This window comes from Nostoc sp., from assembly GCF_036919615.1.
Lineage (GTDB): Bacteria > Cyanobacteriota > Cyanobacteriia > Cyanobacteriales > Nostocaceae > Nostoc.
In genome coordinates this window covers 33,329-59,928 of record NZ_JBALCN010000093.1, presented here as the reverse complement: position 1 = coordinate 59,928, position 26,600 = coordinate 33,329, and the positions used below count along the sequence as shown (strand labels likewise).

Sequence of the window (26,600 nt, the reverse complement as noted above, 5' to 3'; positions counted from 1 at the left end):
AAAGACTGTTTACAGAGCAGGTAGCATGTATGCAACAAGTTCCTGTTTCACTATGGACTCTGGTTGCTGGGATAGTAGTTACAGCAATCAGCATTTGGATTGGTCAAAACCACACTCTAATGCCGGTGCAAGCTTCGCTTCAAGCGCCTTTGGTAGACGGTTTTTTCAACGTCATGTTTACCATTGCGATCGCACTCTTCTTGGTGGTAGAAGGAACAATTGTAGTTTTTTTGATTCAGTTTCGTCGCCGTCGGGGTGACGATACCGATGGGGTGGCAATAGAAGGTAACTTGCCCTTAGAAGTCTTTTGGACAGCAATTCCAACAGTGATTGTCCTCCTCTTGGGCATCTACAGTGTAGATGTTTTTAACCGAATGGGAGGCTTTGATCCTGCGGGTCATCCTCATTCAGCAGCTCATGTTGCTCACATGCCGGGAACCGCGATTGCTGCCACATTAAGCGATACCTCCCAAGCAACAACTGCCCCATCAATTGCCCCAACAATTGGCATCGGCGCGTCTCCTCAAACCCTAAACAAACCAGCTGATTTAGTTGTTGATGTCAAAGGGATGCAGTACGCCTGGTTATTTAACTACCCTGATAGTGGCATTACCTCTGGAGAATTGCACATTCCCGTCGGTGCTGATGTGCAACTCAACCTTTCAGCACAAGATGTAATTCACTCATTTTGGGTGCCAAACTTCCGCTTGAAACAAGATGCGCTTCCCGGTATCCCTACCGAACTACGATTTGTTGCCACCAAACCAGGTACATATCCTGTAGTTTGTGCTGAGTTGTGCGGTGGTTATCACGGTTCAATGCGGACACAGGTAATTGTCCACACACCAGAAGAATATAATAGCTGGCGGACAGAAAATCAGATTGCTCAAAAGGAAAACCTAAATCAAGTCGTTGCTGTTAATCCAGCCGACTTATCAACATCAGAGTTTCTCGCGCCTCACACCCATGATATGGGAATTAGTGCAGCAACTTTAGAGTCAGTAGTCATGAGTCATTAGTCAAACGATTTTGGATTTTAGATTTGCGATAGTGTCTCGTAGAGAAGAACGAGCCTCCGTAGGAGAGTCTTTTAGATTGGTTCCACCCAAAAGGGACGGGACATAAACCAAAAAATTCTTTTAATCCAAAATCCAAAATCTAAAATTGCAGGTCAAGAGTCACATTTAATTACTTTGGACGTTTGACCCTAGACTCCGCATAGTGGTAAAAAATATGACGAAGGTAGAATTTCCCCGGAATACTCCACCAGAAGAAAATAAACCGAAAACTCTGGTAGTTGGCCACACCTCCCATCCGCAGGCGTGGAAATGGCAAGACTATTTTACATTTAATGTTGACCACAAAGTTATTGGTATTCAATACCTAGTAACGGCGTTCATGTTCTATCTGATCGGCGGGCTGATGGCGATCGCTCTCCGTGTCGAATTAGCAACACCAGAAGCAGACGTACTCGACCCCAATCTGTATAACGCTTTCATGACCAATCACGGGACGATTATGATCTTCCTGTGGATTGTCCCTAGCGCCATTGGGGGATTTGGTAACTTTTTGGTGCCCTTGATGGTCGGTGCTAGAGATATGGCTTTCCCGAAGCTGAACGCGATCGCCTTTTGGTTAAATCCACCAGCAGGTGCGCTGATATTAGGTAGTTTTATCTTTGGCGGTTCACAATCGGGTTGGACAGCTTATCCACCCTTGAGCTTGGTGACAGCACCAATCGCCCAAACTATGTGGATACTTGCGATCGTTTTAGTGGGAACTTCCTCAATTTTGGGTTCGCTGAACTTTGTGATCACCATTTTACTGATGAAGGTTCCTAGCATGAAATGGGATCAAGTGCCCTTGTTTTGCTGGGCAATCTTGGCAACCTCCCTGCTGGCACTTCTCTCCACACCTGTATTAGCAGCAGGTTTAATTCTGCTGTTGTTTGACCTCAACTTTGGTACTTCCTTCTTTAAACCAGATGCAGGCGGTAACGTTGTAATTTATCAACACTTATTCTGGTTTTATTCTCACCCGGCAGTATATTTAATGATTCTGCCCATCTTCGGCATTATGTCGGAGGTAATTCCAGTTCACTCCCGCAAGCCAATCTTTGGTTATAAAGCGATCGCTTATTCTAGTGTAGCAATCTGCGCTGTGGGTTTGTTCGTCTGGGTACACCACATGTTTACCAGTGGTACACCCGGTTGGATGCGGATGTTCTTCACCATCTCCACGCTGATAGTTGCAGTTCCCACTGGCGTGAAGATTTTTGCCTGGGTTGCTACCCTCTGGGGTGGTAAAATCCGCTTCACCAGCGCGATGCTTTTCGCTATTGGCTTGTTGTCCATGTTTGTCATGGGCGGCTTAAGCGGTGTGACAATGGGAACAGCCCCTTTTGATATTCACATCCACGACACATATTATGTTGTCGGACATTTCCACTACGTTCTGTTTGGCGGTTCCGTGTTTGGCATCTACGCCGGTATTTATCACTGGTTCCCCAAAATGACCGGACGAATGCTGAATGAAACCTGGGGTTGCATTCACTTTGCCCTCACCTTCATCGGCACTAATCTGACCTTTTTACCCATGCACGAGTTGGGTTTGCAAGGAATGCCCCGACGAGTGGCAATGTATGACCCCCAATTTATCGACCTCAATAAAATTTGTACCTATGGTTCAATTGTTTTGGGGATATCGGTAATTCCCTTCGCCATCAACATTATCTATAGTTGGCTAAAGGGGCCCTTGGCAGGTGATAATCCTTGGCAAGCTTTGACCTTAGAATGGACAACTAGCTCACCACCTGCAATTGAAAACTGGGAAGTGTTGCCGGTTGTGACTCATGGGCCTTATGACTACGGTCATGGTCACAGTACTAAAATACAGCCATCTGCAACGCCGGAAGCTACTGCTTAGTTAGTAGAGTGAGTCCTGCGATCGCACTCAAGGTGATTGCAATTTCTAGTTATTTGATTTGAGAACTCGAAACTCCAAGCTTGGAACTCGGAACTTGAGCATTATTACTCGGAACTTCAAGCTTGGAACTCGAAACTCTAAGCTTGGAACTCGGAACTCCGAGCTTAGAACTCGAAACTCTGAGCTTGGAACTCCGAACTCCGAGCTTGGAACTCAAAACTCCGAGTTTGGAACTCGAAATTTGAGCATTATTATTCAGAACTCCGAGATTAGAACTCGGAACTCCGAGCTTGGAACTTAAAACTCGGAATTTTGAGAATTCCTGAACAAGTGAAGAGTTTGGTTAAATAAGGATTTTGGATGAGGAATGAAAATTTGCCGCTTCAGACTTCATTCTTTATTCAAACTTCCACAACAGACACAGTGGATAATATTGTCAATAAATCTATGACTATAGCTACAACGACGAGCGAAGATCACAGTGTAGGACACGAAGAACATCCAGATTTAAGAGTTTGGGGATTGTTGACGTTCCTCGCCTCTGAATCCCTGATGTTTGGAGGATTTTTTGCCACTTATTTATTTTTCCGAAATACTACAGCCGTTTGGCCGCCAGAAGGAAGTGAAGTAGAACTACTTGTACCGACAATTAACACCATTATTCTGGTGTCCAGTAGTTTCGTTATTCACTTCGGTGATACGGCGATTAAAAAGAATAATGTCAAGGGAATGCAACTGTGGTATGGAATTACTGCAATCATGGGTGCAATTTTCTTGGGTGGTCAGGTTTATGAGTACTCGACTTTAGGCTATGGTCTAACTACCAACGTCTTTGCCAACTGCTTTTATATCATGACTGGGTTCCACGGTTTGCACGTTTTTGTAGGACTGTTATTGATATTACGTGTATTGTGGCGATCGCGTCGTCCTGGTGAATATTCTGCAACCAATCATACTTTCATCGAAATGACAGAAATTTACTGGCACTTTGTAGACATTATCTGGATTGTTCTGTTTACCCTAGTGTACGTTCTGACTCTGTTTTAACAAAAGTTAGGAGTGAGGAGTTAATAATTTCTAATTTCTCACTCCTAACTCCTGTACAGACGCGATTAATCGCGTCTCTATTCCTAACTCTCCATCTCCAGAAGTTTATTATGCAAGTTGAACCCAATAGATTCTCATGGTTTCAGGTTCCAGAGGACATCAAAAATTTATTAATTTTAGCTGCACAAAGCTGGGAAAATACATCAGAATCGGAAAAGTATATTCAACAAGCTTTAGCCAAAACTAGTGAAAATACAGATGTATTAGTAGCAGTATATAGATATTTCTATTATAAAAATAATTATTCTCTAGCTTTGCAAACAACAGTTAAATTATTAGATAAAATTAAAGAACAAGAGAAATTTCCTGATGACTGGGAGCAACTTAAGCCTATATTAGTCAATCGCAAAGAAGACCCACAAATCCGATTGTACTTAAATGCTTATGCTGCTTCTGGATTAGTACTAGCAAATTTAGGAGAACTTGAGCAAGCAAAAGAAATCAGCACTAAAGTCAAAGAAATAGACGAAAAGAATGATTTCGGAGCCGGAATTCTCCTGGATATTTTGACACGTCCAGCAGAAGAAGATGATTAATTAGTCAACAATTAAGGTGAACAATCATGAACAATTGGTTATCTACTACATCGTATTCCTCTTACTCCCTCTTGGGAGCAGGTACTAATAGTAACTCTATCATTCCTCCTATTAAGGTACCTACTAACCTTGATGTAGGCAGTGTTCCTAATGTCTCTCCGATCCTTGTCCTCCAATCTTATCGGCTATCATTTTAAAAGTTATGAAAGGTAAGGATTGGTTGCTAACGGGGGACGGTCAGTATCAAGCCTGTAAATCTGTAAGAGCATGGGATTTATTGAGAGAAAATTACCGCCTTTATCGGTTTTTAACTGAGATGGAAGATGTTCTCAATAGCGTTGACGATGAAGCCAGTCGTCTACCAGAACTTCAGATGCTCGTAAGGCGCTTGATAGTAAATTCTTACTGGGTGCGAAGTCAATATTTAGAGCCTTCGCCCAAAACGGGAACCTCTGTTTCACTCCTATACGATGAATTGGGTTTTCCGTTGACAGTGCAAACAGTAACATTTGCACCGGGAACCCGATCAACCATTCATAATCATGGCACATGGGGAATAGTGGCGGTGTTAAAAGGTCAAGAAAAAAATACTTTTTGGCGACGCACCCATAGCCCAGAATTTCAGGACAAAATTGAACCTACGGGAGAGATAACTCTATTTCCAGGGGATATTATCAGCTTCGTTCCCGATGCAATTCACTGTGTAGAAGCAATGGGTGATGAACCAACCGTGACTTTTAATGTCTACGGCGAAACTGATCCGAAAGAGAGATTTGAGTTTGACTCAGTTACCGATAAGGCTAGGAATTTTTAATTAGGAATCGTCATATCATGTCCGCTGAATTGCCCATAATAAAAGAACCTCACCCCGCCTATAGCTAAAGCTACAGGCTCCCCTCCCCTACTAGGCTACCGTGTATACACAAATCGAATTACCCCCCTTAATCCCCCCGATATATTGGGGGGAAATAAGAAATCTTGTTCCCTCCCCTTATAAAGGGGAGGAATAGGGTGGGGTAAAACCGAGATTTATCAACTACTTGAGACTTGTGTATACACCATAGCCCCTACTAGGGGAGGGGCTGGGGGAGAGGTCAGGTAGGAATCACAAGTAATTTACCGGACATGATATCAGCATTAATTTCATAGTTAACGCTTTAGTACTAAAGCGCTAACTACAAACAATTGAGTAATTAGGAGGTAGTTAATATGGCAAGAGTAATTTTCTATAGTAAACCAGGCTGTCAAGGTGGTACTAAGCAAAAAGTTTTGCTAACAGCTGCGGGTCATGAGGTGGTAGCATACAACCTGCTAACAGAACCTTGGACAGTTGAGCGTTTGCGTTCATTTTTTGGCGATCACCCCGTAGCCGAATGGTTTAATCCTTCCTCCCCAAAGGTAAAATCTGGTGAAATAGTTCCTGAAAAAACTGATGCAGAAACCGCTTTGCAGTTGATGTTGAGAGAGCCACTGTTAATTCGCCGTCCTTTGTTAGAAATAGGCGATCGCCGCGAGGTAGGATTCGATGCACAAAAGATTGATGCTTGGATTGGCTTAAAGCCTGCGGACGAATCCTTGCAGGAAATGAGCGAAAACCTGATGAAGCAAGATTTGCAAAACTGCTCCCACGGTCATAATCAGCCTAAGAAACAAGGTGACTGTAATCACGGTCAGGGTTCTCAGCAACATCAAAAGCAAGGCAACTGTAGTCATTAGATTTCTTGCAATAGTCCCTCACACTCCACCCCAGCCCCTAACTAATAGTGCAGGATTGTTCTGCTGAGGAATGGCGGAGGCTGCTGGAGTATGAACCAGTATCGGAACGGGAGTTAGTCGCGGCGTAGTCGGAATGATTTAGGCGATCGCATACTCTAAAGGTGTGCGATCGCCTTGGCTAACCTGAAATTCAAACACCAAATCACTACCGAAACCTCTAGGGAGTTGAATTGCTTGCAAGTATTGAGTCAGCAGAGAAATTATCTGCTTACTTAATCCCATTACGCTCACAATCTGTAAAAGAGAAACAGAAGATTCTTCTTTCAGTAAGGCTTTTAAAGCCACCTCTTACAATGCGATTGTTTTGGCTTGCAAAAATTAACACGCCCTTTCTTTGTCCTTGTCACATCCCAGAGAGCAGGAGCGGCGAAACCATCGGCAGATATATTTGTATACGTATGTCAGGAGCTTATATCATGTCCGCCAAATTACCCATAATAAAAGAACCCCACCCCGCAAAAGCTACGCTTTAGCTCCCCTCCCCGCCTGCGGGGAGGGGTTGGGGGTGGGGTTCTTCGGGTTTAATAAGCAATCAAGCGGACATGATATTAGAGAATCTGCATCAGATTGCATCTACATGTGGGGATAACTTGAAGTTGGATGCGTAGGCGTAGCCTGCCGCAGGCATCGCTGTGACAAAAGCTGGAATGCTTGGAGTGTGGCTTTACCGTGGACAGAGGACTTCCGAGATTGATTTCTATGATGGGGACAAGATTAATAGTCTTTCGCAGATACCTGCGCTATTGGCAAAGCTAACAAGGGACTTGCACTGAATGAAACGCTAGAGCCACATGAGAAAGACAGGGAGCTTATTACTCCCTTGTCCCCCTTGTCTCCTTAACGCACCCCAGCAGTTTCTAAGGACAAGTCTTGAAACATGGGTGTGCTGAGGTAACGTTCACCAAAGGAAGGCTGAATCATCACGATTAAACGTCCGGCATTTTCTGGACGTTTACCGACTTGAATTGCGGCACACAAAGCTGCACCAGAGGATATCCCAGATAATAAGCCTTCTTCTTTTGCTAAACGTCGCCCATAAGCGATCGCTTGTTCATCGCTGACTCTAATTACTTCATCAACCAATTCTAGACGGAGAACATCTGGGATAAATCCGGCACCAATACCTTGAATTTTATGTGGCCCGGCTTCACCACCAGAGAGGACTGGGCTGTTGCTGGGTTCAATTGCGATCGCCTGAAAAGTCTGCTTGCGCTGTTTGAGTACTTCTGCAATACCAGTAATCGTTCCACCAGTACCTACCCCAGCAATGACGATATCCACTTCCCCGTCTGTATCTGCCCAAATTTCTTCTGCGGTGGTTTCCTGGTGAACTTTGGGATTGGCAGGGTTGCGGAATTGCTGCAGCATAAAAGCATTAGGAGTATTAGCCACAATCTCTTCAGCTTTACCAATAGCTCCCCGCATTCCCTCAGCGCCTGGTGTCAACTCCAAAGACGCGCCATAAGCTCTGAGCATAGCCCGTCGTTCTTGGCTCATTGTCTCTGGCATTGTCAAAATCAAACGGTAGCCACGCGCTGCTGCTACCATTGCTAGAGCAATTCCTGTATTACCTGAGGTAGGCTCTACTAAAATGGTTTTTCCAGGGGAAATTGAGCCAGCTGCTTCTGCTGAGAGTACCATACTTAACCCAATGCGGTCTTTCACCGAAGCTGCTGGGTTCATGCCTTCTAATTTGACAACTATCCTTGCTACTACTCCCTCAGCTTGAGGAATTTTATTCAGTTGAACTAAAGGAGTTCGTCCGATAAGTTCTGTTACGTCTTGAGCAATCCGCATTATTTAACTCCTAAAATCCTAAATTTTAGTACAGAGTATTTACTTATAACAATAAGCTTTTGTGTATTGAATTTGTAGTTTAGCATCGATGAGTGCATATACTATATATTCTAACTAAACCACAAAAGATGAAAGTTTAGGAAGAACTTTTATTAGATGTTCCCATTGATTCTCATTTCAGCAGAGGTCTAGCTTGCCATACTTGTATTTTACTACTTAGAATTGCTGACTATTGCTCATTGGGCTGAGATTCAATTTCTGTAATTCTGTATATATGCATAACTTTTACCATTCTTCTATTTGTTATAGAATTACAATTTACTTTCAAAATATTTAATTGTTTTTCCCAATTTATTAGTCTATCTTTATCAAGAGACATTAAATTTTCTTTTGAGTGCAGTTTTTGTCTGCCCAAAATTGCATCAAAAACAGTCCTTAAGGATTGCCTACATTGCTTTTAGGTTGAGTGCAAAAACACCAGAACCCCACATCATAAATACTAGAACCCTGTTCCAAAAACACTAGTACCCATACCCCAATAAAATTTTGTAAGACTTATCAGGTAAGAATTACAGGCTTTGAGTACTATTCTAATGAATTTAATAATCTTAACAGGGCTGGGGTAAACTGTTTTGTGGAGAGCGGCTGATATAAATCGTATAGGATTTACGCAGAGATTCCCCTCTACCCCCCAACATTCCTGAGCGAAAGCTTAGTGAACTAGGGGGGACTTCTTAATCTCTCTTTTGAGAGTAGGATGGAACCAAATTCTTTGAATTTGGTGCGTTATTTATGACTGATTAATCCTATGTTTTGTAAAAATATAGGGAAATTTTCAGTGGTCAGTGGTCAGTGGGAATTAGAAAAATAACTGACAACTAACAATTTTGAAAAGTTCCGTTAACACATATTTTAATATCAAAACTGTTTGAAAAGTAGAAATATATAGCTACTTTAGATAAACAGCAAAAGATATTTTCTTACTGGGTGCATACTACCCAGCAAGGGAGAGCCAAGATGAAAGCCAAACTTTTAAATGTTCTCACAGTTTGCGTAGTTACCTTAGCAGTGCTTTCTCCAGAACTAGTAGTATTTGGCATAGTTTGGGAGCGACATCTAGAGTTAGTAAAATCCCAGAATTTAGCCTGTGAAGTTAACAAGACTAGTGCAAATACTCCCGCCTTGGCTCCCCAGACAGAAGGTACACATTCCCCTCAGACTAGCATCCAATCCTCTGATCGTAATGTGGTTTATCAAATGCTAACTGTTGCTGAACAATATAAATTTGCTACTATCCTGCAATGGTTCTTCTTGTTAACCCCTATTTTTGTTGGGTTAGGAATTCTCTTTTACGACAGATATCTTGTTTATCGGGCTGCTGTTTTAAAAGAACAAGTTGAAATGTTGGAAAGACTGTGGCAGCAAAGTATCGAACAGTAACAAATTCACAATTTACTCACTCAAATCAACAAAAATACCATGACAGAACAACGCGAACATCTGTATTTTAATCTGATTGATGAGTTACTTAAATGCCCTAACGGTCAGGAACCAGAAATTTTAGAATCTAAGCCAGAATTGATTGATTCCGGCTTAGTACAAACAATGTTACAAGTAGCAACTATGTTTGCCCATGAAGGCAATCAAGATGGTGCCCAATTTTTATTTTTTGTAGCGCGTGAGCTAGCTAAAGAACTGGGTTTATACCCTGAAGTTTCCAACCCTGAAGCTGCAAATCCTGAAGCTGCAAATAAGGAGTAAAAATGCTATTGACTTCAACGGATGCGGGACAAATAGCTCTAGAACTGCTGATGGCAGATTGGAATATTTCAGAAGACAACAGAGAGTGGTTCAGAATCTTTAACTCTCGTCTGATTGGCGAAAGTTGGTACACTGTCGAACTAGGTGTAGAAGGATTTCCAGATAGGTGGTTTATTCAAGTATATGACAATGGAGTATGTGATCCAAACTATACATTTATATCACCGATCGGTGGTTCTGAAGGATTTACTGACTCCAGAAATGTACCAGATATCATAGCAGAGGTCTTAGTTTGTGAACGCAATGCTCGATAATAACAATTAAAAATTAAAAATTGAGAATTCAACATTTAAATGTACTAATTAAATGCATTTTATTTGAATTCATAATTTTTGATATTAGACTATTTGCGAGCATCTCATCAAATTTTAGATTTTAGATTTTGGATTTTGGATTGTTGGCGGAGCCTCTCGTAGAGAAGATTCAAAATCCAAAATCTAAAATCCTTGCATTAAATGACAAATCTCTGACTTTAGATATGAGGTCAATCTAAAATCGTTTGACTGAGCGACTTTTACCGAGCATTTGTGCAACGTCTCGTAGAGAAGTCGAGGTAAGCCGAAGTCCAAAATCCAAAATTGCTTAACTTGGGCAAATATACCTGGCAATTATAAATCACGATTTATAAATATTTCATTTAATATAAAGATGCTTTCCGCAAATCTGAGGTGATTCCAAATAAGGTACACCTCTTTTTTTATGTAATATTTAATATTTTATTCAAGTATTACAGGTTATTTTGTCATATTTAAACAGCGAAATTATGTTATATTAAATAGCGTGATGGACGCTACAGAAATATCAGTTCCAATGATTGCTGAAGATATCTTAGCCAAAGAATTCACAAGAGTCGTCAACCATTACTACCCGCAAGTTGGGGAATTGCTGGATGGGTGTTATGTGAAAGTCATCACCTGTTTTTGGGGACGACCTGCCAGACGTTTGCAATATATAGGAATTTATTGCTCTGACGAAATGATTTCCTGTGTGCAAGCTCAAAAAGAAATACTCAGAGAAGTAGCAAATAACATGGGTCTAGTGCAGGTAGTCTGCATGAATGCCAAGCGATTGTTACGCGACCCGATGTCGAAGCTTAAACAAAACAACCCAAGCCTATGGTTGGAGTTGCAGTGGATTGCCATTTAAAATAGTCAACGCAAGTAATGAAAACTGGAATTTTCTGCAATTACGATAATTATCACCAAGATGCTCGTCGTGCCATATTTGAGCAAGTCGCGCTGGTAAAACAGGCAGAAAGCCTAGGTTTTGAGGAAGCCTGGGTGAGTGAGCACCATTTTAGTGAATCCAATCTCAGCCCGTCCATGTTGGTGTTAATGGCACACTTGGCGGGACTGACTTCAACTATCCAATTAGGCACTGCGGCAGTGTTACTGCCATTCCATAACCCGATTAGGGTAGCGGAAGATATTGCCACTTTGGATAATTTGTGCAATGGACGATTATTATTTGGAGTTGCTAAAGGCGGCCCTTTTCCCCAACAAAACAAGCATTTTGCGACACAACCAAGTGAATCGCGTCCCAAGATGCTAGAGGCGATGGCATTGATTCAGAAGCTTTTATATGAAACTGATGTATCATTTAATGGGCAATATTATCAATGCGATCGCCTAACAATTTACCCAAAACCATTGCAGAGTCAAATACCAGTGTATGTTGCCACTGGCGGTGATGATGGTATCGAGTTTGCCGCTAAACATTCCTTCAGCTTGATGGGTGGGCCGCCGTTTTCTCTGGAGAGATTGAAGGATACTCTTGCCAAATATCGAGCCTTAAATTCTGGTGGTGCAGAAAACTTCGTGCTGGCACGCTTTTTTTATGTTGGCAAAACATCTGATGAGGCAGTGAGTGAAGCGTTACCTTTCATTCGCAAATTTAGCCAGAAAATGAAAGCTAATTCAGCTCAATTATTGCAGAATAGTGCAAATCCCAACCAAAAACCATTTGACCGCACAAACATTTGTTTCGACGAAGATTATTTGATTGAGAACTCAATTATCGGTGATGTGGAGACTTGTCGAGACAAAATCAAGAAATTTCAGTCCGAATTAGATTTAGGTACGCTAGCACTCAAACCCTCGTCTGCGGATATGCAAAAAAACCTGGAGAGTTTGACGCGCTATAACCAAGAGGTGCGAAATTATGTCTTCTAAACTATACCTGCTTCCTCCCGATGATTTACCTCCAGCTGAGGTAACAAAACAGGATGGAATGTTGCAGATGGAACTAGAACAGTCTACTGGCAGATGTTTTTATCAAGCCTGCGATCGCATTACGCGAGTACTGTTGTCTAATTGTCAGTGGTATCTCACAACAAATGCTAGCATCCTAACACTAATAATTGACTGCCCTGACATATTATCTTACTGGCATATAGTCAGCAATATTCCCCAGTTGGGTAATAGGTTAGAGCGGTTTGCTAGGAATGGCAAAATCCGCGTTTATCCGCCATTTGGCAAAGGGATGCCGTTTGAAATTAGTGTAAATGAAATATCAGCTTATCGAGATTGGCTTTGAGGTAAATAGGCACATACTGGGAATCACACAGAATATAGCTGATTCATCCTTATTACACCCTGTACTTCTAAAGTGCAGGGTGTTGCAATTTTATAATAATTACAATAAAAGATATTTCGTGCAGCTAGTGATGTCCACGGCGCAATGCTTTACCAATTTTATCGTGACGGTTGCGGATACGTGCGATCGCTTTAGCAGTTAGACAGGAAACGGTGTTGATAAGTCAGTGACTTTTTCAGTTAGCCATTTATACCAATTATCTAACCCTGCACCAGTAGTTGCAGAAACTTGAAAAATCTGAATTTTAGTATTTACTTGTTTAGCATATTCTATGCACTTTTGAATATCAAAATCTACATAAGGTAGCAAATCAATTTTCGTGATAATCATGATGTCACTAGCACAGAACATATGCGGGTATTTTATCGGCTTATCTTCTCCCTCCGTGACGGATAGAATCACGACTTTTGCATTTTCTCCCAAATCAAATAAGGCTGGACAAACCAAATTACCTACATTTTCAATCATCACAACTGAATTCAGAGGCGGATTCAGTTGTTGTAAACCTCTGTCTATCATTGATGCATCTAGATGACAGCCTGTCCCTGTGTTGATTTGGATGACTTTAGAGCCTGTTTCTTTAATTTTTTTGGCATCGTTAGCAGTTTCTTGGTCACCTTCAATAACACTGATAGATAATTGATGTTTTAAATCATTGATGGTTCGCGTCAAAAGAGTTGTTTTCCCAGCACCGGGAGAACTCATTAAATTTAAGGCAAGAATATTTCGACCTTTAAACCATCCCCGATTTTGGGCAGCTATCAAATTATTTTTTGCCAATATATCCTGTTCTAAGGATATCGTTGTGTTGTATATTTGGGCATGAATTTGAGACGCTTCTATATGAGTGTCATGACTATGTAAATGAGTGATGACAGTACCATCTGGTAAAGTATGATAATGGTTATGTTCAGCTTCACCTATTTCTAGATTGGTTATTTTAGCTTCGCCATCATCAGAACAACCGCAGGTTACACACATAATTCCTCTATTTCTATTTCTTTAATTTTTAGTTCTTCACCAGTAACTAAATCTAATTGCACGCTACCGCAGTTACAGATTCCAAATGGTTTATCTAGAGCAATTTCTGCACCACATTGGCGACATCTCCCTAATCCAGGAATTTCTAAAATTTCTAATTTTGCCCCTGCTAAAACTGTACCTTGAGTACAAATATCAAAACAAAATCGGATAGCATCAGGCATAATGGCTGAAAGTTTGCCGATTTCTAATAAGACTCGCTGCACTTTTGCGTCTTTGGCATGTTCAGTCACAATTGCCACAATGTTTTGAGTAATTCCAAGTTCGTGCATACTATAAAATATATTCAAGATTAACAAATTCGTGGCAATTGGTCGCCTACTAACATATCAACAATTCTTTCAGCACCAAAAACTGTTTTTAACAATACGATACCTGGAGGTGAGGTAATAACTTCGCCAATAATACAAGCATCTTTTCCCGCTGGGTGAGATTTCATAGCTGATAAAATTTTGTCAGCATTCTCTTTTGAAACCACCACAACTAACTTACCTTCATTAGCTAAATACAATGGGTCTAAACCGAGAATTTCGCAAACTCCATTTACTTCTTCACGCACTGGAATAGATTCTTCAAATAGACGAATTCCCACATTTGAACTGAGGGCAAATTCATTTAATACTGTAGCTAAACCGCCACGTGTTGCATCTCGCATAGCATGAATTTGGGGACATGTATGGAGAATACTTTCTACTAAACTATGCAATGGTTGACAGTCACTTTCAATATTAGTTTCTAAAGCTAATTCCCCACGGGCAATTAAAATTGCTGCTCCATGATTGCCGATTTCACCATTAATTATTACTGCATCTCCAGGTTGAATATTATGGGCAGAAATACTAACTCCTCGTGGGATAATACCAATACCAGCAGTATTAATAAAGAGTTTATCGGCAGCACCACGGTGTACAACTTTTGTGTCACCAGTGACAATTTGAACACCAGCTTTTTTCGCAGCTGCTTTCATACTGGCTGCGACACGCCGCAAGGTTTCTACGGGCAGTCCTTCTTCTAAAATTACGCTACAAGTTAAATATAAAGGTTTAGCACCGCTGACAGCTAAATCATTAACTGTGCCGTTGATAGCTAATTCTCCTATGTCACTACCGGGAAAAAATAAGGGGTCTACGACATAGGAATCTGTAGTAAATGCAAGTCTGTCTCCTTGTTGTAAGAGACTGGCTAAATTGAAGCTGGCTTGGTCTTCTAATTGTGAGAGAATCGGGTTATCAAAGTTGCTGACAAAGATATCATCTATTAAATCACGCATGGCTTTACCACCGCTCCCATGTGCAAGAGTTATATGAGTATCTCGCACTTTCCCTTGGCGACGGCGGACTTGTTCCATTTTTTGAAACAAGGAATTTTGTGCTTGGTTAGTTGAGGATAAATTCATTTTAGAATAAATTTTAAAGAGTATTTCAAGGGGATGTTAGTCCAAAGAGAAGCCACAAGCGGGGAGAGGTTCTTGAGTTATAGTTACCTTCGGTTTTTCAGCAATTGTTCTTTTGGCAATAGTGGAGAGTCGTCCATATTTGTAATAGGCTGCACAAGCACCTTCAGAAGATACCATGCAAGTACCAATGGGTGTTTCTGGTGTGCAAGCTGTACCGAATACTTTGCACTCCCAAGGCTTTAAGACTCCTTTAAGGATTTCTCCACATTTACAAGCTTTCTGGTCGGCTACTTTGAGATTAGGAATGGTAAATTTAAGTTCGGCATCAAATTGGGCATATTCAGGTTTAATTTGTAATCCTGAATAGGGGATGTCACCCAAGCCACGCCAATCAAAACTATCTCGCGTAACAAAAACTTTGTTTATTGCTTGTAGCGCTACTGTGTTCCCGGTTTTTTGGACAATTCGGTTATATTGGTTTTCAACTTCACAACGATTTTCTACTAGCTGTTGCAATAGCATCCAAATCGATTGAAGAATATCTAAGGGTTCAAATCCGGAGACGACTATTGGCTTGTTATATTGTTGGGAAATAAATTCATAAGGGTCAGTGCCAATTACCATGCTGACATGGCCAGGGCCAACAAATCCATCCAGTTGCAAGTCGGGATTATCTAATAGTGCTTTAAGGGCGGGAACCACGAGGACGTGATTGCAAAACATACTAAAGTTGTGAATTTCTTCAGCTGCTGCTTGCAGGATGGTGAAGGCGGTGCTGGGGGCTGTGGTTTCAAAACCTAAGGCGAAGAAGACTACTTCTTTGTCGGGGTTATCTCTAGCAATTTGCAGGCTGTCTAAGGGAGAGTACACCATACGGATGTCTGCGCCTTGTGCCCTAGCTTGCAGTAAAGTGGTATTGGAACCAGGAACTCGCATCGCGTCGCCAAAGGTGGCAAAGATGACGTTATGATTTTGGGAGATTGCGATCGCATCATCTAATCTCCCTTTTGGCATAACGCATACTGGACAACCAGGCCCATGAATTAGTTCAATGGCTTCGGGTAAAATTTCTTCGATACCATATTTAAATATGGAATGGGTATGTCCGCCACATACTTCCATAATTTTGATGGGTTTTTCTAGCTGGTTGCATAATTTGGCAATTTCGCGGCGGATGGCTTCAGCTTTTTCAGGTTCGCGGAATTCGTCAACGTATTTCATAAGGATTGGGGAATAGTAAGTTTTATGTCAATACGGCTCAGTTAAGTATTTCTTTCTTTTCTCTGTGCCCTCTGCGCCTCTGCGGTTCGTTAAGTTAAGTACTAATCTCTATTTGTGCTGCTGCTAATTCTTGAAAAAGTTGTAATGTTTCCGCGGCTTCTTGTTCGTTAATTCGATTCATGGCAAAGCCAACATGCACCAGCACCCAATCCCCAATACAAGCTTCGAGGGGATGTTGTTCATCTACGATACAAGCAATATTTACTTCGCGCTTAACACCACCAATGTTAACTATGGCTAATTTATGGTTAACATTGGTAATTTCTATAATTTGTCCGGGAATTCCTAAGCACATTTTGATTTTTTAAGATAAACGTAGACGCGAAAGCGGCTTGCCGCAGGCTACCACTGAGGCGCAGAGAACGCAGAGAAAATTATTTGTGAGATAAAGTTTGTCAAATATTAACACTCATGTATTAATTGTGCGGCAGCAATAACTGCTTGTCCTAAAGATAGCCCACCGTCATTAGCTGGAACTAAGCTGTGAGTAAGTACTTTTATTTCCAAGGTTTGTAATTGTTTGGTAACTTGCTCTAACAATATACAATTTTGAAATACTCCTCCTGTTAAGACAACTTGATTAATCAGATTTTCTTGACAAAGATGTTTAACCATTTCCACAATCACATTAGCTAAACCTTTGTGAAATTTTGCAGCCATAACTGGTTTTGGAATCTGCTGCTGTAAGTCATCGAGTAAGGCTTGCCACATTGGGCGCGGGTCTATACAATAAATCCTATCCGAAAATATAAAATTAAAAGGATATTTTGGCGTTTCTTTATGATTATTTAAGCTGCTAACATCTACTATAGCTTCCATTGCGATCGCAGCTTGTCCTTCATAGCTACATTCATCTCTATAAATACCGATAGCTGCTGCCACTGCATCAAACAACCGCCCCACTGAGGAAGCTGGAGGTGAGTTAATCTCTTTATCCATAAGTTGATTAAGTAGCTTTAGTGGTTTTTTATTCAGAAATTTTACGATTTCTAAATCACTATATTGTTGTTGACAATCATTCCAAAGATTAGCAGATATTAATTGAGCATAGGTATTACGCCAAGGCTGATAAATTGCTTGTTCTCCACCTACCATTACTACTGGTTTAAATGTTGCTAATCGCTGAAATTTTCGGTAATCAGCTAAAAGAAATTCTCCGCCCCAGAGTGTACCATCATCACCGTAACCTAAACCATCTAAAGCAATGCCTAATACTGGAGGTGAATCTAGAGGAATACCATTTTCTGCCATGCAAGCGGCGATATGCGCGTGATGATGTTGGATTTGATGAATTTTGATTTGATTTGTATCTGCGAGTTCTTTCCCAAGTTTGCTGGATAAGTATTCTGGGTGTTTATCGATGGCAATTACTTCTGGTTGATGTTCAAATAAATTTAAGTATAAATTCAAAGTATCTTGGTAAGCATTGAAAGCTGCACCATTTTCTAAATCTCCCAGATATTGAGAAAGAATTGCTTTTCCTTCACGCAATAGGCAAAAGGTATTTTTTAACTCACTACCCATTGCTAAAATTTGCGGCACATTCTGAAATCCTAATGGTAAACTAATCGGTGCTGGTGCATATCCTCTGGCACGGCGAATTGTTTGGGCTTTGTCATCGATAACTCTCACCACCGAATCATCTACCCGATTAATAATCTCTCGATTGTGAAAGAGAAAATAATCAGCAATTTTCCCTAATTTTTCTCTTGCTTCGTGATTATCAATACATTGTGGTTCATCGGCAAGATTGCCACTTGTTAAAACAATTGGGCGATTCATTCGCCGCAGAATTAAATGATGTAAGGGCGTATAAGGTAGCATGAAACCGAGGGTATTTTGCCCCGATGCTATCGATGGTGCTACTACTTTTTTACCTGTCGCTTGTAGTAAAACAATTGGTGCAGCAGGACTTGTCAATAATTCTTTTTCTTTGGGGTTGACAGTGCAGTATTCTGCAATTATCTCAATATCTCGCGCCATTAAAGCAAAGGGTTTATGATAGCGCCTTTTGCGCTGACGCAGTTTTTGTACAGCAGTTTCCTGAGTTGCATCGCAAGCCAGATGAATACCACCTAACCCTTTAATTCCCACAATCTCACCTTTTTGCAACAAGGTACAAACAGCATCGACATCATCCATCATGGAGAACATGGAAGCAGTAACCGATTTACCATCGGCGCGTTCCAACCAAGCTGTGGGGCCGCAAGCATGACAAGCGACGGGTTGGGCGTGAAAACGGCGGTTTTTGACATCGTGGTATTCCTTTGCACATTCTGAACACATGGCAAACGCAGACATACTGGTATTGCATCTGTCGTAAGGAATGGCACGAATAATACTCAGGCGGGGGCCGCAATGAGTGCAGTTAGTAAAGGGGTAACGATAAAAGCGGCTAAAGGGGTCGAATATTTCTTGTTGACATTGCGGACAAGTAGCTGCATCAGGGGTAATTTCTGTTTTGATGGCATTACTGACACTAGTAGAAATCACAAAATTATCAAATTTTAATTCACCTTCATAAATAATTCTTGTTAGTTGATTAATTTTTGCCAACGGTGGACATTCTGTTTGCAATCTGGCAATAAATTTGGTTATTGCTTCCTCACTACCAGATACCCTAATTAAAACACCTTGGCCATCATTACAAACATCTCCCCGTAAACCACAGGCTTTAGCAAGACGATATACAGTAGGGCGAAATCCTACTCCTTGAACAGTGCCACGAACTCTAATTTCTTCAGTCGGCATAGTTAAACTGCCACAGCAAAACTCGGTTATTTCCAGAATCAGCTATTATCGCCGTATTGCCACAAATTTTTATGCCGTAACACCAATTTAAGCTATCTCGTTTCGGCAGTCCGAAATTACGATTTTCACCTTTACTTTGAAAACTTATTTGTCCTGCCAACCCATCTGCCATTACACCTTGCAGTGATAAAATTGATTCTGGTTTTCTCCATCCTAACAAACGTGAATTAGCAGTATCTGCAACTACTAACCAATCCTCAGCTACCCCCACACCATAAGGCATACTCAAACCACTAGCACTAGGATAATAAACTCCTTGATTCATCTCCACAAAATAAAAGTTTTGTTGCCCTAAAACCACTGCACAAGGGGTATTATTTTCTGTTGGTATTCCCTGCCAAATCATTACCCGATGATTACCTGCATCACTGACAACCAGATTTTCTCCCCAAAAGGTGATATCGTGACACCAACGCATACTCGCTGCGGTTGGAGAAGCACCGCCGTTTTCATTGCGAGATATCATATCCGGTTGTCCCAAAACTAAATCAGCAGGTTGACCATTTTCTGTTGGTAATTGATGCCAAATTAATACCCTTCGATTACCAGTGTCAGCAATAAATAGCCGTCCTTGATGATAGAAAACACCATAGGGCCAGTGCATTGTATTGGCTGATGCTGCTTGATTTCCTCGATTTGGTTCATTATCAGTAAAATTAACTTGCCCTAACACCAAATCCGCTGGAACATTGCTATCTTCAGGTAAGTTTTTCCAAATCAAAACCCGATGATTCCAAGCATCTGCTACAGCTAATCCTTTGCCGCAAGCACAAATCCCTGTTGGTACACTTAGGGTTGCCCTTCCCGGTGTACTTTTAGCATTTTGTCCCTCATAATAAAAGTCAGGTTGTCCAATTACCCAATCAGCTGGTTGACTATCTCTCGTGGGTAAATTCTGCCATCCCAATAATCGATGATGTCCCGTATCTGATACCCATAAGGGGCCAGTTTCTGATAACAAACAAGCAGCACGAGGCCCGAACATTGTTGTAGGACTGGGTGCTACAGGTATTACTAATTGTTGTGGTTCAATAATGTTGCCTAAAATTACCTCTGCACCTTGAGGTGATAGAGGTAAATATTGAGAAATTTCTGTTGCTTCTGGCGGTAATTGTAATATGGGATTAATTTTAATTGGGATATCCATGAACCGCAGATAGACGCTGATAATTATTTAAAAACATTAATCTTGATCAGCATGTAACAACAGTAACAATTTTGGATATGTTTTTATTTTTAATTAAGTTAAAGTCTTTAATAAACTTCCGTATTAATCAATCTGATAAAATTTTTGCTAACCTCCAGTGGCTTTTACTACACAGCGGTATTTGTCATGAGGGCGCGATGTACTGAAATGAGAAAGCAATCAGACATTTTGAGAAAGTAATATGCCTTTTTGCTTGCTAAGTCTACTGAAATGCTTGCTAAATCTACTGAAAGGCGAAAGCAATCAAGCATTTTAAGAAAGCAATATGCCTTTTTGCTTGCTGAATCTACCGAAATTAGAAAGTAATCAGACATTTTGAGAAAGCATTTAGCCATTTTGTTTTCTCAAAACACTAAAATGAATAACCGAATTACACAAATGAGAAAGAATTCAGGTATATTGAGAAAGCTTTTAGCCTTTTTGCTTGCACAAAACACTAAAATGAATGCGCAAAATACTGAAATGAAAAGGCAATGTAGCCCTTATTTCTAAATCGCCAAGTATATTTGATGAGATATTACCTTCACCTGATCATTTTTGCAGTTTCACAAAAACCTTATCCTCCTTAATCTGTACTGGATACGACTGAAGCGAAATATCAGGTGCAGTTAAGCATTCACCTGTCTCTAGCTTGTACTGGAATCCGTGGGAAGGACAGGTAATAATACCATTTTCAACCTTACCTTCTTCTAGGGGAGATCCTAAATGAGTGCAAGCATTACGGTAACATGTTACTGTAACACCTTGACGATATAAAATTAGTGAATTACCAGCAAGTTGTACTGCCAACACACTAAATTCAGGAACTTGATCAATAGTCGCCACTTTGATCCAAGTAGAAGTTATTTTTGAAGAAAAGGGACTGATTAAACCAGAATTTGCGTTATTAGCAGTAGGGTTGTTATTGACTGCAACTACTTTGGTAATTTCGGAACAATGGTTTTTGATTGCCTGTTCTACTCCCTGAGATAAAGTCAAAGTAGAAGCCGGACAACTACTGCAAGTTCCGATTAATCTAACTTCTACTGTATCTGGTGGCTTAATTGCCACTAGTTCTACATCCCCATTATGGCTTTTTAAACCTGGGCGAACTTCTTCAAGGGCTATCTGAATGCGTTGTGCTAATGGTGGTTTTGGTGGTTTTACTAGTTCGTGATACAGTAGTACTGCATACACTACTTCATCAGCAACAGCATAACGCAAAGCTGACATTGATTCTTGTTTTAGACTTTTAATCAAACTAGTCAATGCAGCTTTATGCAAAGCTTCAATTGCTCTTTTTAGACCTACTGCTACACACCGTTGGCTTTCATCCCACTCGGATATAATTGCCTCAAAGCGGTTAATTTCCTGAACTAATTCTTCAAGGTTAGTCATTTGGCACTTGTACTGGGCGTTCGCGTAGCGTCTCGTAGAGAAGCCGAGGTATTAGGCATTAATTATTCTCAAAGGACAATTTACTTCATTTTGAAATCTTTGAGGAGATATGGCATAATCATGCCTGTCACTAAGCTAGATAATATTATTGGGAAGTAGAAGGGAATTGGGGCTTGTGCGAGTAACACTAGTAGAAAGAAACCTACAGCAACACCAATAGTAGTTTGTTTGACAAAAAATATTGGGTCGCGTAGTAGCTTTCCTTTCAAAAATAACTTGACAGAAAACCACCCTATCTCTAACATGTTTTCTCCTAATAATTTGTCAATAAATTTAAGACAGCAAGCCCTAAGATAATAGCGGGAATTACACCGGCAGGAGCAAATAATGCACCAAGCATTGCTGAAAACTGATAGCCTATATCTTTTCCAGCTAACAGCATTCCACCAATTGCACCGCCGACCATAGACAAGGCTGTTGCTATGATTACCCACACGAATTCTGTTGCTATGTTCAGGTCACCATCTGCTAAACTTGTGAGAAAATTTATCACATTTGCATAGGTAAAAATATCTCTCATCCTGTTTTTTCCTCCTGATTAAAGTGAAGAGTGAAGAGTTATGAATCTAATTTAATTCATAACTTATAACTCTTAACCATTCATTTCTGCTTCCACATCTTGTAGCGCTTGGGCTACTACCTCTGCTTGTTCCATTTGTTGGGATTTCGTAAATATTTCTAAAGCGTCTTGATAGTAGATACGCGCTTGCAAAAGATTTTTAGGATTACCAGCTTCTGGTTTTTCCTGGTCGTCTGGTAAGTTGAAGAGGGCATTAGCTTTGTTAGAAATTGTGTTAGCGTACTCTAGAGGTGTATCTTTGGGATTGCGCACTTTTAGCGCTTCGTCATAAGCTGCGATCGCCCTTAAATTATTCTCCACAGCATGGGAACTCACTAAATATTGCAAAGCGTTACCTAAATTGTTTTGCAACATCGCATATTCTCTAGGATGGTCAATCAAATTAATATGCTTCAGCGCCACCTCAAATGATTGCACTGCTAACCCTTGACGCAAGTATTCCCGTTCCGATGCTAAGGGCATAGAAAGGTAAGCGATCGCAATATTGTTATATAAAATCGCGTATTCTTGGGGGTAATCGTCCCAAGTAAACACCCGCAACGCCTCATGATAAGCTTGGATGCTGTCGGTTATCCGTGCCAAATTGAACGGTACAAGCGACTGCAACACCAGCCCAAAATTCATTTGCGTCTCTGCTACTTCCTCTGGCGTTGCTAATTGTTGTAAAATCGGTAGCGCTTCTTCATAACCTGCTTTCGCTTGCAGCAGCAGTTGGTAATCAGCATCCGGTATTGCCTGTAACGTCCCTGCCATGCCCACTTGGGCCCTGGCTTTCAACAGGGGATATTCCTCACCACACATTTCATAGGCCCGGTAATATAACCCAACTGCATTTCGCAAGTCTTGGGCAGCTTTGGGCTTTTTTTGAAAGCCCTGTGCTATCTCGATCAGCATCTGGATTTTTTCCTCTGTTGAGGCTGACTCCGATGCAACAGCTGCGATCGCAGCCTTCACCGCTGAATCTGTAATGCTAGGGGTCATAACTCTGCCGTACTCTAGCCAATTGGGAATTGAGTCTGTCAACGCCCACGAATGATCAAGACACGCTTTCGCATCTGATCACGGGCCATACTGATTTACGCAGGCTTCGAGTCCTTTAGGCGGAATTCCCCTTTTTTGTCTGAGGCTAGGATTAGGGACTAGGAACTAGGGAAGAAATTTAATCCTCTATAGCCAATGTCCTATACTATGCCCAATAAAATACTATAAAACACCCTATTTCTAAAATTCTAGGGGGAAATTGCTAATATTAATGTCAGCTTTAAACACCTAATATTTTTAAAAGATTTTTTGTATCATCACCTAATACAATTCAAATATTCTTTATTGAATTGTTGACATACATATATGCACTATCTTACCAGCCAATTTTTGTATACTCCAAAGAGTCGCCACGGGATCGTCGAAGTGTAAAATATGTTCATCAACTGTAAAACTAGCTCCTTTGAAAACAGACAGTATCTTCTATCGCATCTTCCAAAGTCTTCCCAGCACTTTCTTTGAACTGATTAACCAACCGCCGCAACTAGTTAGTGCTTACCAATTTTCTTCAGTAGAAGTCAAACAATTGGCGTTTAGAATCGATGGTGTCTTCCTGCCAAATGCAGCAGAACTACCCATCTATTTTGCCGAAGTGCAATTTCAACCAGATAAAAAGTTCTACTCACGTTTATTTACTGAAATCTTTAACTATCTTGACAAAACCGAATTAACCAACAATTGGCGTGGTGTAGTCATCTTCCCTAACCGCAGCGTTGATACTGGAGATACCGAAAGATATACAGAATTACTCAACTCACAACGAGTAACTCGCGTTTATCTTGACGAATTAAGCTCAATTGAGGCATCATCAATCGGCATTGAGACAGTTAAACTGATCATCGAACCTGAATCAACGGCGACAACAAAAGCTCTAGAAATAGTCAACAGTGCCCGACAGCAAATTCCAGATGTCGCTACTATTAGGGAAATTATACAATTGATAGAGACGATATTAATCTACAAGTTGCCGCGATTGAGCCAGCAGGAGATCGGAAAAATGTTTGGAGCAAATGAGTTAAAGCAAACTAGATTTTACCAAGACGTTTTTGCAGAAGGTGAGCAAAAGGGGAAACAAGAAGGTAGACAAGAAGGTAGACAAGAAGGTAAGTTAGAAGCTAAGTTAGAAACCATACCCCAGTTATTAGGGTATGGTTTAAGTATTCAGCAGATAGCTCAAGTGTTAGGTTTGGACGAACAACTTGTTAGGCAAGCTGCACAACCGAAATCCTAAAACAGGAGGAGATCGGAAAAATGTTTGGAGCAAATGAGTTAAAGCAAACTAGATTTTACCAGGATGTTTTTGCAGAAGGTAAACAAGAAGGTAGACAAGAAGGTAAGTTAGAAACGATACCCCAGTTATTAACGCTGGGGTTGAGTATTGAGCAGATAGCTCAAGCGTTAGGTTTGGACGAACAAGTTGTTAGGCAAACTGTACAACCGAAATCTTAAAACAATAGGGTGCGCGAAGGCTTAACAGTGCGTTTAATAAAGACGATATTAATCTACAAGTTACCGCGATTGAGCCAGGAGGAGATCGGAAAAATGTTTGAATTAAATGACTTGAGACAAACTAGATTTTCCCAAGATGTTTTTGAAGAAGATAAAAAAGAAGGTAAGCAAGAAGTTTTTGAAGAAGGTAAAAAAGAAGGTAAGTTAGAAGTGATACCGCACTTATTAGCGTTTGGTTTCAGTATTGAGCAGATAGCTCAAGCGTTAGGTTTGGACGAACAACTTGTTAGGCAAGCTGCACAACAAAAATCCTAAAACAACTGATAAAAAGCTGACGGGGCATAAAACCTAGCGCCCCTATATTTTGCTATTTATAGCTCAGTTATTGCATGAAAATCTGACGGCTGAAAATACTCATCACCTCATGCAGATTAACAATTGATAGTAATTCTTATTAATAATTAGATAATATTAACGTGATAAATTCAGCATGTTTATGTTATTAACGTCAATAATCAAAAACCAAAGCAAGTTTTATTTATACTATTTTGCATTTATGAGATGTGTCACATATATAACAGATATAGCCCTTGAAAAGAATCTTGAGATAATTTAACTTCTTGTTAATGATTAATTCTTTTTTAATGAAAGTGAATTAAATAAATAAATATCTTAGAATTGAAAAATAAATATTGATAACCAGGTGAGGTTTTACAAGCATTATCACCTACATCATGCATGGTAAACAATAGAAAAACACCTAGCCGATGACTAACGTACTATGGCTACAAGGTGGTGCTTGTTCAGGCAACACCATGTCATTTCTCAACGCCGAAGAACCGACAGTCTGCGATTTAATTGCCGACTTTGGCATCAACTTACTTTGGCATCCATCCTTAGGATTGGAAATAGGCAACAACTTGCAAACAATGCTGTGGGATTGCATTTCTGGCACAATTCCTTTAGATATCTTGGTATTTGAGGGCAGTGTTGTCAACGCCCCCAACGGCACAGGTGAATGGAATCGGTTTGCTGATCGCGCCATGAAAGATTGGTTAGCAGACCTCGCCAAAGTTGCTCATTTTATCGTAGCTGTAGGCGACTGTGCCACATGGGGAGGAATTCCCGCCATGTCACCCAACCCCACCGAATCGGAAGGTTTGCAATTTCTCAAGCGTCAAGAAGGCGGCTTTTTAGGTAAAGACTTCTTGTCTAAAGCCGGATTACCTGTAATTAATATACCTGGATGTCCCTCCCATCCCGACTGGATTACGCAGATATTAGTTGCGATCGCTACTGGACGCATAGCAGACATTGCTTTCGACGAACTAAATCGTCCCCAAACCTTCTTCAACAGCTATACCCAAACAGGTTGTACCCGCAACGTCCACTTTGCCTACAAAGCATCAACCGCCGAATTTGGTCAGCGTAAAGGATGCCTATTTTATGACTTGGGTTGTCGCGGCCCCATGACCCATTCTTCCTGCAACCGCATCTTATGGAACCGCGTCTCTTCCAAAACTCGCGCCGGAATGCCTTGTTTAGGTTGCACCGAACCAGAATTTCCTTTCTTTGACCTCAAACCTGGAACCGTATTTAAAACCCAAACAGTAATGGGAGTTCCCAAAGAATTACCGCCAGGGGTGAACAAAAAAGACTACGCCTTACTCACAATGATTGCCAAAGATGCCGCACCACCTTGGGCAGAAGAAGACTTTTTTACAGTTTAGGGAATGGGGAATAGGGAATAGGGAATAGGGAATAGGTGAATTTCCCCCACTCCCCACTCCCCTTAACAAT

29 protein-coding genes are annotated in these 26,600 nt (G+C 40.9%); 16 read left to right on the top strand and 13 right to left on the bottom strand.

Features of this window, described 5'->3' with window-relative positions:
- Nucleotides 1-29: 29 nt before the first annotated feature.
- From V7K48_RS26530 to V7K48_RS26505, 6 genes are all read left to right on the top strand, one after another.
- Entirely contained in the window at nucleotides 30-1,019 is a 990-nt protein-coding gene (locus V7K48_RS26530) for a cytochrome c oxidase subunit II (protein WP_335076927.1), read from the top strand.
- A 214-nt stretch (nucleotides 1,020-1,233) separates the two neighbouring features.
- Complete coding sequence (gene ctaD / locus V7K48_RS26525; protein WP_335076922.1) at nucleotides 1,234-2,925, top strand: cytochrome c oxidase subunit I; 1,692 nt, start codon at nucleotides 1,234-1,236, stop codon at nucleotides 2,923-2,925.
- 447 nt (nucleotides 2,926-3,372) lie between these two features.
- A complete protein-coding gene (locus V7K48_RS26520) occupies nucleotides 3,373-3,972 on the top strand; it encodes a cytochrome c oxidase subunit 3 (RefSeq protein ID WP_335077162.1) in 600 nt (199 codons plus the stop codon).
- A gap of 110 nt (nucleotides 3,973-4,082) precedes the next feature.
- Complete coding sequence (locus V7K48_RS26515; RefSeq protein ID WP_335076920.1) at nucleotides 4,083-4,568, top strand: hypothetical protein; 486 nt, start codon at nucleotides 4,083-4,085, stop codon at nucleotides 4,566-4,568.
- A 202-nt stretch (nucleotides 4,569-4,770) separates the two neighbouring features.
- Nucleotides 4,771-5,382 carry a cupin gene (locus V7K48_RS26510; RefSeq protein WP_335076918.1) on the top strand — a complete coding sequence of 204 codons (612 nt, stop codon included), beginning with the start codon at nucleotides 4,771-4,773 and terminating at the stop codon, nucleotides 5,380-5,382.
- A 395-nt stretch (nucleotides 5,383-5,777) separates the two neighbouring features.
- Nucleotides 5,778-6,284 (top strand): ArsC/Spx/MgsR family protein, encoded by a 507-nt coding sequence (locus tag V7K48_RS26505; protein WP_335076916.1) that lies wholly within the window; start codon nucleotides 5,778-5,780, stop codon nucleotides 6,282-6,284.
- A gap of 138 nt (nucleotides 6,285-6,422) precedes the next feature.
- Here the strand turns inward: V7K48_RS26505 and V7K48_RS26500 are convergent, their stop codons facing one another.
- Together V7K48_RS26500 and cysK are read right to left on the bottom strand one after the other, a co-directional pair.
- Entirely contained in the window at nucleotides 6,423-6,629 is a 207-nt protein-coding gene (locus V7K48_RS26500; RefSeq protein ID WP_335076914.1) for an after-VIT domain-containing protein, read from the bottom strand.
- Nucleotides 6,630-7,181: 552 nt separating this feature from the next.
- Nucleotides 7,182-8,141: a cysteine synthase A gene (gene cysK, locus V7K48_RS26495; RefSeq protein ID WP_335076912.1), complete on the bottom strand. Its 960-nt coding sequence runs from the start codon at nucleotides 8,139-8,141 to the stop codon at nucleotides 7,182-7,184.
- Nucleotides 8,142-9,158: 1,017 nt separating this feature from the next.
- On the opposite strand from cysK, the gene V7K48_RS26490 reads away from it, so the two are divergent.
- From V7K48_RS26490 to V7K48_RS26465, 6 genes are all read left to right on the top strand, one after another.
- Nucleotides 9,159-9,581, top strand: coding sequence for a hypothetical protein (locus V7K48_RS26490; RefSeq protein WP_335076910.1), 423 nt, complete (start codon nucleotides 9,159-9,161; stop codon nucleotides 9,579-9,581).
- 39 nt (nucleotides 9,582-9,620) lie between these two features.
- Nucleotides 9,621-9,902, top strand: coding sequence for a hypothetical protein (locus V7K48_RS26485; protein WP_335076908.1), 282 nt, complete (start codon nucleotides 9,621-9,623; stop codon nucleotides 9,900-9,902).
- A gap of 2 nt (nucleotides 9,903-9,904) precedes the next feature.
- The gene (locus V7K48_RS26480; protein ID WP_335076906.1) at nucleotides 9,905-10,216 is read left to right on the top strand and encodes a hypothetical protein; all 312 of its coding nucleotides are present in this window, start codon (nucleotides 9,905-9,907) and stop codon (nucleotides 10,214-10,216) included.
- A 529-nt stretch (nucleotides 10,217-10,745) separates the two neighbouring features.
- Nucleotides 10,746-11,108, top strand: coding sequence for a hypothetical protein (locus tag V7K48_RS26475; RefSeq protein WP_335076904.1), 363 nt, complete (start codon nucleotides 10,746-10,748; stop codon nucleotides 11,106-11,108).
- Nucleotides 11,109-11,125: 17 nt separating this feature from the next.
- Nucleotides 11,126-12,133, top strand: coding sequence for an LLM class flavin-dependent oxidoreductase (locus V7K48_RS26470; RefSeq protein ID WP_335076902.1), 1,008 nt, complete (start codon nucleotides 11,126-11,128; stop codon nucleotides 12,131-12,133).
- Nucleotides 12,123-12,497, top strand: a complete 375-nt coding sequence (locus tag V7K48_RS26465; protein ID WP_334793018.1) for a hypothetical protein — start codon at nucleotides 12,123-12,125, stop codon at nucleotides 12,495-12,497. Before V7K48_RS26470 ends, V7K48_RS26465 begins: the two co-directional genes overlap by 11 nt.
- A gap of 198 nt (nucleotides 12,498-12,695) precedes the next feature.
- On the opposite strand, the gene hypB is transcribed toward V7K48_RS26465, so the two are convergent.
- From hypB to V7K48_RS26410, 11 genes are all read right to left on the bottom strand, one after another.
- Nucleotides 12,696-13,538, bottom strand: a complete 843-nt coding sequence (gene hypB, locus V7K48_RS26460; protein WP_335076899.1) for a hydrogenase nickel incorporation protein HypB — start codon at nucleotides 13,536-13,538, stop codon at nucleotides 12,696-12,698.
- Nucleotides 13,529-13,870: a hydrogenase maturation nickel metallochaperone HypA gene (gene hypA, locus V7K48_RS26455; RefSeq protein ID WP_335076897.1), complete on the bottom strand. Its 342-nt coding sequence runs from the start codon at nucleotides 13,868-13,870 to the stop codon at nucleotides 13,529-13,531. Before hypA ends, hypB begins: the two co-directional genes overlap by 10 nt.
- Before the next feature lie 20 nt (nucleotides 13,871-13,890).
- Nucleotides 13,891-14,994 carry a hydrogenase expression/formation protein HypE gene (gene hypE / locus V7K48_RS26450; protein WP_335076895.1) on the bottom strand — a complete coding sequence of 368 codons (1,104 nt, stop codon included), beginning with the start codon at nucleotides 14,992-14,994 and terminating at the stop codon, nucleotides 13,891-13,893.
- Nucleotides 14,995-15,030: 36 nt separating this feature from the next.
- Entirely contained in the window at nucleotides 15,031-16,215 is a 1,185-nt protein-coding gene (gene hypD, locus V7K48_RS26445) for a hydrogenase formation protein HypD (RefSeq protein WP_335076893.1), read from the bottom strand.
- 94 nt (nucleotides 16,216-16,309) lie between these two features.
- Nucleotides 16,310-16,570: a HypC/HybG/HupF family hydrogenase formation chaperone gene (locus tag V7K48_RS26440; RefSeq protein ID WP_335076891.1), complete on the bottom strand. Its 261-nt coding sequence runs from the start codon at nucleotides 16,568-16,570 to the stop codon at nucleotides 16,310-16,312.
- Between the two features lie 107 nt (nucleotides 16,571-16,677).
- Nucleotides 16,678-19,026: a carbamoyltransferase HypF gene (gene hypF, locus V7K48_RS26435; RefSeq protein ID WP_335076889.1), complete on the bottom strand. Its 2,349-nt coding sequence runs from the start codon at nucleotides 19,024-19,026 to the stop codon at nucleotides 16,678-16,680.
- Entirely contained in the window at nucleotides 19,016-20,233 is a 1,218-nt protein-coding gene (locus tag V7K48_RS26430) for a hypothetical protein (protein ID WP_335076887.1), read from the bottom strand. Before V7K48_RS26430 ends, hypF begins: the two co-directional genes overlap by 11 nt.
- Nucleotides 20,234-20,824: 591 nt before the next feature.
- On the bottom strand, nucleotides 20,825-21,670 hold the full coding sequence (locus V7K48_RS26425; RefSeq protein ID WP_335076885.1) for a NifU family protein: 846 nt from the start codon (nucleotides 21,668-21,670) through the stop codon (nucleotides 20,825-20,827).
- Between the two features lie 80 nt (nucleotides 21,671-21,750).
- Nucleotides 21,751-21,975: a hypothetical protein gene (locus V7K48_RS26420; protein WP_335076883.1), complete on the bottom strand. Its 225-nt coding sequence runs from the start codon at nucleotides 21,973-21,975 to the stop codon at nucleotides 21,751-21,753.
- Between the two features lie 8 nt (nucleotides 21,976-21,983).
- Nucleotides 21,984-22,250 carry a hypothetical protein gene (locus V7K48_RS26415; protein WP_298918532.1) on the bottom strand — a complete coding sequence of 89 codons (267 nt, stop codon included), beginning with the start codon at nucleotides 22,248-22,250 and terminating at the stop codon, nucleotides 21,984-21,986.
- A 72-nt stretch (nucleotides 22,251-22,322) separates the two neighbouring features.
- On the bottom strand, nucleotides 22,323-23,291 hold the full coding sequence (locus tag V7K48_RS26410) for a hypothetical protein (protein ID WP_335077160.1): 969 nt from the start codon (nucleotides 23,289-23,291) through the stop codon (nucleotides 22,323-22,325).
- Between the two features lie 463 nt (nucleotides 23,292-23,754).
- Between V7K48_RS26410 and V7K48_RS26405 the strand changes: the two genes are divergently transcribed.
- The 4 genes from V7K48_RS26405 to V7K48_RS26390 all read left to right on the top strand — a co-directional run bounded on the left by V7K48_RS26405 (nucleotide 23,755) and on the right by V7K48_RS26390 (nucleotide 26,530).
- Complete coding sequence (locus V7K48_RS26405; protein WP_335076881.1) at nucleotides 23,755-24,582, top strand: Rpn family recombination-promoting nuclease/putative transposase; 828 nt, start codon at nucleotides 23,755-23,757, stop codon at nucleotides 24,580-24,582.
- A gap of 20 nt (nucleotides 24,583-24,602) precedes the next feature.
- Nucleotides 24,603-24,800 (top strand): hypothetical protein, encoded by a 198-nt coding sequence (locus V7K48_RS26400; RefSeq protein WP_335076879.1) that lies wholly within the window; start codon nucleotides 24,603-24,605, stop codon nucleotides 24,798-24,800.
- A 93-nt stretch (nucleotides 24,801-24,893) separates the two neighbouring features.
- Entirely contained in the window at nucleotides 24,894-25,115 is a 222-nt protein-coding gene (locus tag V7K48_RS26395) for a hypothetical protein (protein WP_335076877.1), read from the top strand.
- Nucleotides 25,116-25,567: 452 nt separating this feature from the next.
- Complete coding sequence (locus V7K48_RS26390) at nucleotides 25,568-26,530, top strand: hydrogenase small subunit (protein WP_335076875.1); 963 nt, start codon at nucleotides 25,568-25,570, stop codon at nucleotides 26,528-26,530.
- Nucleotides 26,531-26,600: the final 70 nt, after the last annotated feature.

What these genes read in the sequence shown, in the direction of transcription:
- hypA (WP_335076897.1), bottom strand. Translation starts at nt 13,870, where the DNA reads ATGCACGAACTTGGAATTACTCAAAACATTGTGGCAATTGTGACTGAA.
- V7K48_RS26485 (WP_335076908.1), top strand. Translation starts at nt 9,621, where the DNA reads ATGACAGAACAACGCGAACATCTGTATTTTAATCTGATTGATGAGTTA.
- V7K48_RS26440 (WP_335076891.1), bottom strand. Translation starts at nt 16,570, where the DNA reads ATGTGCTTAGGAATTCCCGGACAAATTATAGAAATTACCAATGTTAAC.
- V7K48_RS26505 (WP_335076916.1), top strand. Translation starts at nt 5,778, where the DNA reads ATGGCAAGAGTAATTTTCTATAGTAAACCAGGCTGTCAAGGTGGTACT.
- V7K48_RS26425 (WP_335076885.1), bottom strand. Translation starts at nt 21,670, where the DNA reads ATGACTAACCTTGAAGAATTAGTTCAGGAAATTAACCGCTTTGAGGCA.
- V7K48_RS26510 (WP_335076918.1), top strand. Translation starts at nt 4,771, where the DNA reads ATGAAAGGTAAGGATTGGTTGCTAACGGGGGACGGTCAGTATCAAGCC.
- V7K48_RS26470 (WP_335076902.1), top strand. Translation starts at nt 11,126, where the DNA reads ATGAAAACTGGAATTTTCTGCAATTACGATAATTATCACCAAGATGCT.
- V7K48_RS26530 (WP_335076927.1), top strand. Translation starts at nt 30, where the DNA reads ATGCAACAAGTTCCTGTTTCACTATGGACTCTGGTTGCTGGGATAGTA.
- V7K48_RS26465 (WP_334793018.1), top strand. Translation starts at nt 12,123, where the DNA reads ATGTCTTCTAAACTATACCTGCTTCCTCCCGATGATTTACCTCCAGCT.
- V7K48_RS26520 (WP_335077162.1), top strand. Translation starts at nt 3,373, where the DNA reads ATGACTATAGCTACAACGACGAGCGAAGATCACAGTGTAGGACACGAA.
- V7K48_RS26430 (WP_335076887.1), bottom strand. Translation starts at nt 20,233, where the DNA reads ATGGATATCCCAATTAAAATTAATCCCATATTACAATTACCGCCAGAA.
- hypB (WP_335076899.1), bottom strand. Translation starts at nt 13,538, where the DNA reads ATGTGTGTAACCTGCGGTTGTTCTGATGATGGCGAAGCTAAAATAACC.
- hypD (WP_335076893.1), bottom strand. Translation starts at nt 16,215, where the DNA reads ATGAAATACGTTGACGAATTCCGCGAACCTGAAAAAGCTGAAGCCATC.
- V7K48_RS26400 (WP_335076879.1), top strand. Translation starts at nt 24,603, where the DNA reads ATGTTTGGAGCAAATGAGTTAAAGCAAACTAGATTTTACCAGGATGTT.
- V7K48_RS26410 (WP_335077160.1), bottom strand. Translation starts at nt 23,291, where the DNA reads ATGACCCCTAGCATTACAGATTCAGCGGTGAAGGCTGCGATCGCAGCT.
- V7K48_RS26490 (WP_335076910.1), top strand. Translation starts at nt 9,159, where the DNA reads ATGAAAGCCAAACTTTTAAATGTTCTCACAGTTTGCGTAGTTACCTTA.
- ctaD (WP_335076922.1), top strand. Translation starts at nt 1,234, where the DNA reads ATGACGAAGGTAGAATTTCCCCGGAATACTCCACCAGAAGAAAATAAA.
- V7K48_RS26480 (WP_335076906.1), top strand. Translation starts at nt 9,905, where the DNA reads ATGCTATTGACTTCAACGGATGCGGGACAAATAGCTCTAGAACTGCTG.
- V7K48_RS26475 (WP_335076904.1), top strand. Translation starts at nt 10,746, where the DNA reads ATGGACGCTACAGAAATATCAGTTCCAATGATTGCTGAAGATATCTTA.
- V7K48_RS26420 (WP_335076883.1), bottom strand. Translation starts at nt 21,975, where the DNA reads ATGTTAGAGATAGGGTGGTTTTCTGTCAAGTTATTTTTGAAAGGAAAG.
- V7K48_RS26395 (WP_335076877.1), top strand. Translation starts at nt 24,894, where the DNA reads ATGTTTGAATTAAATGACTTGAGACAAACTAGATTTTCCCAAGATGTT.
- cysK (WP_335076912.1), bottom strand. Translation starts at nt 8,141, where the DNA reads ATGCGGATTGCTCAAGACGTAACAGAACTTATCGGACGAACTCCTTTA.
- V7K48_RS26515 (WP_335076920.1), top strand. Translation starts at nt 4,083, where the DNA reads ATGCAAGTTGAACCCAATAGATTCTCATGGTTTCAGGTTCCAGAGGAC.
- V7K48_RS26390 (WP_335076875.1), top strand. Translation starts at nt 25,568, where the DNA reads ATGACTAACGTACTATGGCTACAAGGTGGTGCTTGTTCAGGCAACACC.
- hypF (WP_335076889.1), bottom strand. Translation starts at nt 19,026, where the DNA reads ATGCCGACTGAAGAAATTAGAGTTCGTGGCACTGTTCAAGGAGTAGGA.
- hypE (WP_335076895.1), bottom strand. Translation starts at nt 14,994, where the DNA reads ATGAATTTATCCTCAACTAACCAAGCACAAAATTCCTTGTTTCAAAAA.
- V7K48_RS26415 (WP_298918532.1), bottom strand. Translation starts at nt 22,250, where the DNA reads ATGAGAGATATTTTTACCTATGCAAATGTGATAAATTTTCTCACAAGT.